Source organism: Pseudorhodoplanes sp. (assembly GCF_046289595.1).
Lineage (GTDB): Bacteria > Pseudomonadota > Alphaproteobacteria > Rhizobiales > Xanthobacteraceae > Pseudorhodoplanes.
Genome location: NZ_JBKBVB010000166.1, coordinates 1 through 7288, shown reverse-complemented (window position 1 = coordinate 7288; position 7288 = coordinate 1). Strand labels below are relative to the sequence as shown.

5 protein-coding genes are annotated in these 7288 nt (G+C 64.4%); all 5 read right to left on the bottom strand.

Going from position 1 to position 7288, the window contains the following annotated elements:
• A partial coding sequence (locus tag ACK41X_RS21845; protein WP_409727894.1) for a molybdopterin cofactor-binding domain-containing protein occupies nucleotides 1–1886 on the bottom strand: 1886 nt, incomplete at its 3' end.
• Complete coding sequence (locus ACK41X_RS21840; protein WP_409727891.1) at nucleotides 1883–2365, bottom strand: (2Fe-2S)-binding protein; 483 nt, start codon at nucleotides 2363–2365, stop codon at nucleotides 1883–1885. The genes ACK41X_RS21845 and ACK41X_RS21840, both read right to left, overlap by 4 nt.
• Before the next feature lie 234 nt (nucleotides 2366–2599).
• The gene (locus tag ACK41X_RS21835; RefSeq protein ID WP_409727888.1) at nucleotides 2600–3025 is read right to left on the bottom strand and encodes an acyl-CoA thioesterase; all 426 of its coding nucleotides are present in this window, start codon (nucleotides 3023–3025) and stop codon (nucleotides 2600–2602) included.
• 172 nt (nucleotides 3026–3197) lie between these two features.
• The gene (locus ACK41X_RS21830; RefSeq protein ID WP_409727885.1) at nucleotides 3198–6812 is read right to left on the bottom strand and encodes an error-prone DNA polymerase; all 3615 of its coding nucleotides are present in this window, start codon (nucleotides 6810–6812) and stop codon (nucleotides 3198–3200) included.
• On the bottom strand, nucleotides 6809–7288 hold a 480-nt coding region (locus ACK41X_RS21825), incomplete at its 5' end, for a DUF6504 family protein (RefSeq protein WP_409727882.1). The genes ACK41X_RS21825 and ACK41X_RS21830, both read right to left, overlap by 4 nt.

Sequence of the window (7288 nt, the reverse complement as noted above, 5' to 3'; positions counted from 1 at the left end):
CCGCGATATTTCTTGCCGCCATGCGATTCCGGGATGGTCGAGTAATTGCCGGTGACGGTGATGGTGCCGGAATCCTTCAGCGCCTCCATCACCACCTCGTCGAAGGTCGCTCCCTTGTCCTGCGCACCGGCACGATAGATTTCGCCGAGGCATTCGATATCTTCGGGCTTGGCATCGAGCTTGCGCGCGGCGGCCTTGATGAACAGGGCTTTGAGATTGCGCGCTGCATCGATTGCGGCATTGCCGACCATGAAGGTGACGCGCGACGAGTAGGAGCCATTGTCCTTGGGCACCACCTCGCTGTCGCCGGTGACGACGCGCACCCGCGACATGTCGAGGCCGAGCACTTCGGCAACCGCCTGCACCAGAATGGTCGAGGAGCCCTGGCCGATATCGGCGGCACCCGAGAGCACCACCAGAGAGCCGTCGAAATCGACCTTGATCTTCACCGTGGCATGCGGCTCGCCGGTCCAGTTCACCGGCTTTGACGCACCGGAAATGTAGTGCGAGCAGGCCATGCCCAAACCTTTTTTCAGATGGCCTGTCTGCGGGCTGCCGCCATTGTTCATCCTGCCCTTGCGCGCTTTCCATTCGCTTGCCTGTTCCACCAGATCGAGGCATTCAGGAAGGCCGTAGGAATTCACCATCAGGTCATTGTCGGTGAAGGTCGGCGCCTGAAGCAGATTGGCGCGCCGCACGGCAAACGGGTCGATCCCCATCTCGTGCGCCATCTGGTCGAGCAGGCTCTCGAAGGCGAAGCGCACGTCGACGGTGCCGTGACCCCGGAACGCGCCACAGGGCGGCGTGTTGGTGAGGACGCGCTTGCCGACATATTTGACATTCTTCAGATCGTAGATCGCGTAGAGCATCGAGCCGGCGTAAAGAATAGTCACCACGCCGTAGCCGGAATGCGCGCCGCCGCGCTGGATCGCCTCGCATTCGACGCCGGTGATGCGGCCGTCCTTCTTCATCCCGATCTTCAGCTTGATGTCAGTCTCGGGCCGTCCGCGATGGGTGATGAAGGTCTCCTCGCGGTTGACGACGGTGCGCACCGCGCCGCCGGTCTTGCGGGCCAGCAGCGCGGTGATCAGCTCGACATTCAGAGTCTCGGTGCGGCAGCCGAAGCCGCCGCCGACATGCGGCTTGATCACGCGGATACGCGACATGTCCATATCGAGAATGTCGGACAGCATCAGGTGCACGTAATAGGGCACCTGGGTCGAGGCATGCACGGTGATGCGGTCGCGCACCGCATCGTAATCGGCGATGGCAGCATGCATTTCCATCTGCACCTGGCAGACTTCCGGGCAGTTATAGACACCCTCACGGACGAGATCGGCGCCGGCGAAGGCCTGCTCGACATTGCCGAGTTCGAAGAACACGTCGCGTTCGAGATTGCCGGGCTTCTTGTCGTGCAATGGCACGGCGTCGGGCGCCATCGCATCCTGCGATGTGTAATAGGCGGGCAGTTCGCGCACCGTCATTTTGATGCGGCGGACGACCTCGCGCGCCGTGGCGTCGTCGATGGCGGCGACGGCCGCGACCGGCTCGCCGCGATAGCGCACGCGGTCGCGCGCCAGCGGATGCTCGCTGCGGGCGATCGGTAAGACGCCGAAGGTCTTGTCGCAATCGGCGCCGGTGACGATCGCCTTCACGCCGGGGACTTTGAGCGCCTCGGAGATATCGACATCCAGAATCTCGGCATGCGAATAGGGCGAGCGATAGATGCGGCCCGCGAGCATATTGGGGCTGAGAATGTCCGCTGTGTATTTGGCGCGGCCGGACACTTTCTCCGGTCCGTCCACCAGCGGCACGTAATCGCCGATATTGCGGGCGGGCACGACGCCATGCGCGAGCGTATCGCGTGCGGGAACCGGCTTGTTCATGGCGCGACCCCTTCCGCCTGCAGGCCGGCGGCGTATTTCACCGCCTCGATAATCTTCACATAGCCGGTGCAGCGGCAGATATTGCCGCCGAGCGCATCGAGGATTTCGTCATCGGTCGGATTCGGATTGGCGCGGAGCAGGCCGACCGAGGCCATGATGAAGCCGGGCGTGCAATAGCCGCATTGCGAACCGAGCTTTTCGTGGAAGCCGCGCTGCACCGCCGAGAGCTGGCCGTCAAGGCCGAGCGATTCCACGGTGTCGACCTTGCAGCCCGCAACGCTGGCGGCAAGCGTGAGGCAGGACAGCACCGGCTTGTCGTCGACCAGGACCGTGCAGGCGCCGCATTCGCCGCCGTCGCAGCCGGTCTTGGTGCCGGTAAGCCCCGCGACCTCGCGCAGATAATCGAGCAGCAGAAGATTGTCGGGGACCGCGTCCACCCGCTTGCGGTCGTTGAGCACAAGCTCGAGCAGCCTCGTCATCGATGCGCTTCCTGAATGCGTTTCCCGTTGCGGCCGGTTGGCCCGGCTCGCCTGTTTTTGAACTCCTATAGTCTAATAGTTTGACCCCCAACCATGCAATCCGAAGAGCCGGAACCGGGAATCGCTGGCCAATTTTTTCGGAAGCGCGATTTCGTCACACGATGCGCGTCTCGCGCGCATGCGGGAGCGCGATGGCGTCTGCGCCCGCCAGGTTCCCGCTTTGCGCGGAACTGTTCAGTCCGGTGTCTTGAACTTTGCGATCACGTCCTGCGGGATCGGCTTGGTCTTGAGCTGGCCTTTTTCGTCGAGCGAGGCCCAGACGCGGGTCTCGGACCCGTCGACCGCCAGCTGCCCATCGACGAAAATGCGGTGGCAGACCTCGAAGCTGGAACGGCGGATCTCGCCCACCCAGGAATGCATCTCGACGGTGTCGCCGAATTTCGCCGGCACCATGAATTTGGCGCGCGCATCGACCAGCGGCACGCCGAGGATGTCGAAGGTCCTGGCCATCTCGTGCGGCTTGACGCCCAGCGCCGCCTCGAACAGGTGCCAGCTGGCGGTGTCGAAAAACTCGAAAAAGCGGCTGTTGAAGACGATGCCGGCCGGGTCGCAATAGGCCCAGTCGATGTGAAAATGCCGCTTGCTGACGAAGTCGCCCACGAAGAATGCCCCCTTCTGGAACTTTGCGCTTTCGATGCCGCAGGCGGAGGGGTGGTGTCAAATCGCGCGGGCGTTTGATTTGGCCGCTCGTCCCCGTGAAGGCGGGCCCGGTCTTTTCGCGCTGGATTCCCGCTTTCGCGGGAATGAGCGGATAGATTTTCGATCCGCCTCATCAATGAAAATTCCGGCCCTTCGGCATCACCTTGTGCATGGCGATGAGGTCCTCCGCCAGTTCCGGCTGTTCGCGCAACAGGCGCACCAGCGCGTCGCCGCGGCGCGGATGCGCGCCTTTTGCGAGATTCTTTGCCGAGCGGTTGCCGGGCTCGGGCCGCTTCACCTCATCGCAGCGGGCGAGCGATTCGATCGAGGCGCCATGCTCCGAAAGCCGGCCCAGCAGCGGCGTCAGATCGTCGATCTGCTCCGCCACCACATGGATCACGCCCTTCTCGTTCTGCAGCCTGCCGGTGACGCCGACGAGACGCGCGCCGAGCACGACGGGACGGAAGGTCTCGAAGGTCTTCGGCCAGACGATGGTGTTGGCGATGCCGGTCTCGTCCTCCAGCGTCATGAAGATCACGCCCTTGGCGGTGCCGGGCCGCTGGCGGATCAGCACGATGCCGGCAATGCTGACGCTGCGGCCGGACGCTGTGCGCGTCAGCGCCTCGTTCCGCAGAATACCCCGTGCATCGAGATCGGGACGCAGGAACGACACCGGATGCGCGCGCAGCGACAGCTTCAGATGCCGGTAATCCTCCACGACCTGTTCGCCCGGCAGCATCGGGGGCAGCGCCACATCGGGCTCCATCTCCGGCATGGCGACGCGCGCGAACAGCGGCAGATCGTCCTTGTCGCCGGAGCGATGCAGCGCGCGGATCGCCCACAGCGCATCGCGGCGCGACAGTCCGAGCGAGCCGAAGGCATCGGCATTGGCAAGCGTCTCCAGCACGAAGGGGCGCAAGCCGGTGCGCAGCCACAGATCGCGGATCGAGTCGTAACCCGCGCCGCGCTTCTCCTCGATGATGCGGCCGTCTGTTTCGGACAGGCCGCTGACCTGGCGCAGGCCGAGCCGCAGCGCATGCGTGGTGCGGATGTCGTCTTTCATCGAGGCGTGGCGGGGATGGAGATTTAGGATATGCCGCGGGCGCTCTTCCTTGCCCTCCCCCTTGTGGGGAGGGCAAGAAGAGGGAGTTCGCGGAGGGAGGGGAGACGCAGCGCGGGGAGTTGTCTCTGTCCGCTCGTCCCAGCGAACGCGGGGACCCAGTCCATTTTGCGCTGGATTCCCGCTTTCACGGGAATGAGCGGACGTCACTTCTGTTGAATCAACTTGAAGTGGCTCCAGCGTGCAATCCCAGTCCGATGCATTCACATCCACCGCGCGCACCACAACACCGTGCTCCTGCGCATCGCGCACGATCTGCGCCGGCGCGTAGAAGCCCATCGGCTGGCTGTTGAGGAGCGCCGCCGCGAACACATCCGGGTAATGGCATTTCAGCCAGCACGAGGCATAGACCAGGTTGGCGAAGCTCGCGGCATGGCTTTCCGGAAAGCCGTATTCGCCAAAGCCCTTGATCTGCTCGAAGCAGCGCTCGGCGAAATCGCGCGCGTAGCCCTTCGCCACCATGCCCTCGATCATCTTCTTCTGGAACGTGCCGATGGTGCCGACCCGGCGGAACGTCGCCATGGCGCGGCGCAGCTTGTCGGCCTCAGCCGGCTTGAAGCCGGCGGCGACGATCGCGATCCGCATCGCCTGTTCCTGGAATAGCGGCACGCCGAGCGTCTTGCCGAGCACCTGTTCGAGTTCGTCGGCCGGCCAGGGCGGCGACGGCGACGGATAGGTCACGAGATGCGGCGCTTCGCGCCGCTGCAGATAGGGATGCACCATCTTGCCCTGGATCGGGCCGGGCCGCACGATCGCGACCTCGATGACGAGGTCGTAGAATTTTTCCGGCTTCAACCGCGGCAGCATCGACATCTGCGCGCGGCTTTCGATCTGGAACACGCCGACGGTGTCGGCGCGCCGGATCATCCGGTAGGTGGCGGGATCCTCGTCCTGGATCGAGAGGTCGCGTTCTACGCCGTAATGCACGCGCAGGAAATCGAAGGCGCGGCGCAGGCAGCTCAGCATCCCGAGGCCCAGCACATCGACCTTGAGCAGACCGAGCGCATCGAGATCGTCCTTGTCCCATTCGATGACGGTGCGGTCCTCCATCGCCGCATTCTCCACCGGCACCACTTCGTCGAGCCGGGTGCGGGTGATGACGAAGCCGCCGACATGCTGCGACAGATGCCGCGGGAAGCCCTGCAATTCCTGTGTCAGTTGAAGCGTCATCTGCAGCCGCGGATCGGACGGATCGAGGCCGGCGCGGCGCACTTCCTTCTCGGCGATGCCGTCCATCGACCAGCCCCACAGCGTCGCGGCCAGGGCCGAGACCGTATCCTCCGACAGCCCGAACGCCTTGCCGACCTCGCGCACCGCGCCGCGGCCGCGATAACAGATCACGGTGGCGGCAAGCCCGGCATGCTCGCGGCCGTATTTCCGGTAGATGTGCTGGATCACCTCCTCGCGCCGCTCATGCTCGAAATCGACGTCGATGTCGGGCGGCTCGCGCCGTTCGGCTGACACGAACCGCTCGAACAGGAGATCGACGGTATCGGGGCTGACATCGGTGATGCCGAGGCAATAGCAGATGATCGAATTCGCCGCCGATCCCCGGCCCTGGCACAGGATCGGCTCCGGCCGCGTGCGGGCAAAGCGGACGATGTCATGGACGGTGAGGAAGAACGGCGCATAGCCGAGTTCGCCGATCACCTGCAATTCGTGATCGAGCGCGCGGCGCACCTTCGGCGAAGGCCCGCCCGGAAAGCGCCGCTTCATTCCGGCTTCGGCAAGGGCAATGAGTCGCGCCTGCGGCGTACCGTGCTGTGCTTCGTGCGGATAATCGTGCTGCATCTCATCGAGCGAGAAATGGCAACGGCCGAGCAGGATTTGCGTCTGCGCCAGCGCGTCCGGATAAAGCGCGAACAGGCGCGCCATTTCCTGCGGCGATTTCAGATGCCGCTCGGCATTGAGCGAAAGGCGGCGTCCGGCGCTATCCACGGTGACATGCTCGCGGATGCAGGTGACGATGTCCTGCAGCATGCGGCGTTCGGGGACATGATAGAGCACCTCGTTCACCGCGATCAGGGGCACGGCATTGTCCTGCGCGATCTGTGCGAGTTTGCGCAGCCGCCGTGCATCGTCGCCGCGATAGAGAAAGCCGCCGGCAAGCCAGACCGAGCGCTTGGCGGCGCGCTGTACGAGTTTGGCGACCATCGCAGACAGAGAAGCGGCATCGACGCGCTCAGGCGGCATCACGACGAGATTGAGCCCTTCTGCCTTTTCGAGAAGATCGTGCAGATTGAGGATGCAGTCGCCCTTCTCCGCCCGCCTTTTGCCGAGCGAGAGGAGCCGCGTCAGGTTGCCCCACGCCTTGCGATCGGAAGGATAGGCAAGGATGTCCGGCGTGCCGTCGGCGAAGACGAGCCGCGCGCCGACCGCGAGTTTTAGCCCGCGGTCTTTCGCAACCACATGCGCACGCACCACGCCCGCAACCGAATTGCGGTCGGCAATGCCGATCCCGGTATGGCCAAGCCGTATGGCCTGATCCACCAGCTCTTCCGGATGCGATGCGGCGCGCAGGAAGGAGAAATTGGTGGTGACGGCGAACTCGGCATAAGCCGGCGCTGGGCGCGGCCCGGCGTGTTTGTAGTCATTCGGGCGCGCGGGAAAACCGAGCAAATCGCTCATGCGAAAATCCCGTGCAGGAACCAGCGCGGCGGCGTTTGTCCCGCGGCATAGATGCCCTCGCGATAGAGCCAGACCCGCGCGCCCTGTTTGGTCTCGATCCGGAAATAATCGCGGGCCAGCGCGCGGCCCTGCTCATCGCGCCACCATTGCATGGCGATGCGTTCCGGGCCTTCGGCATAAGCGACGTCATGGGTGACGCGCCGCCATTTGAATTGCACCGGCGGGCCGTCCGGCACCTGCGCATTGGCCTCGATCGGCTCGGGACGCTCGAACAGCCGGATCGGCCGCGCCGGAATCCGGCTGTCCTGTGCCAGATTTTCTGGCGTAAAGTCATGCGGCGCGGTTTGAGTCTGCTGCCGCAGATGCGCCGGCGCAGCGACGCTTGCGCATTCCGGAATATGGGTGTCCTGCTGGACCAGCCTCTGCACCCGGTCGGCGCCGAACCGCGCGATCAGCCGGTCGATCAGATGCGCGAT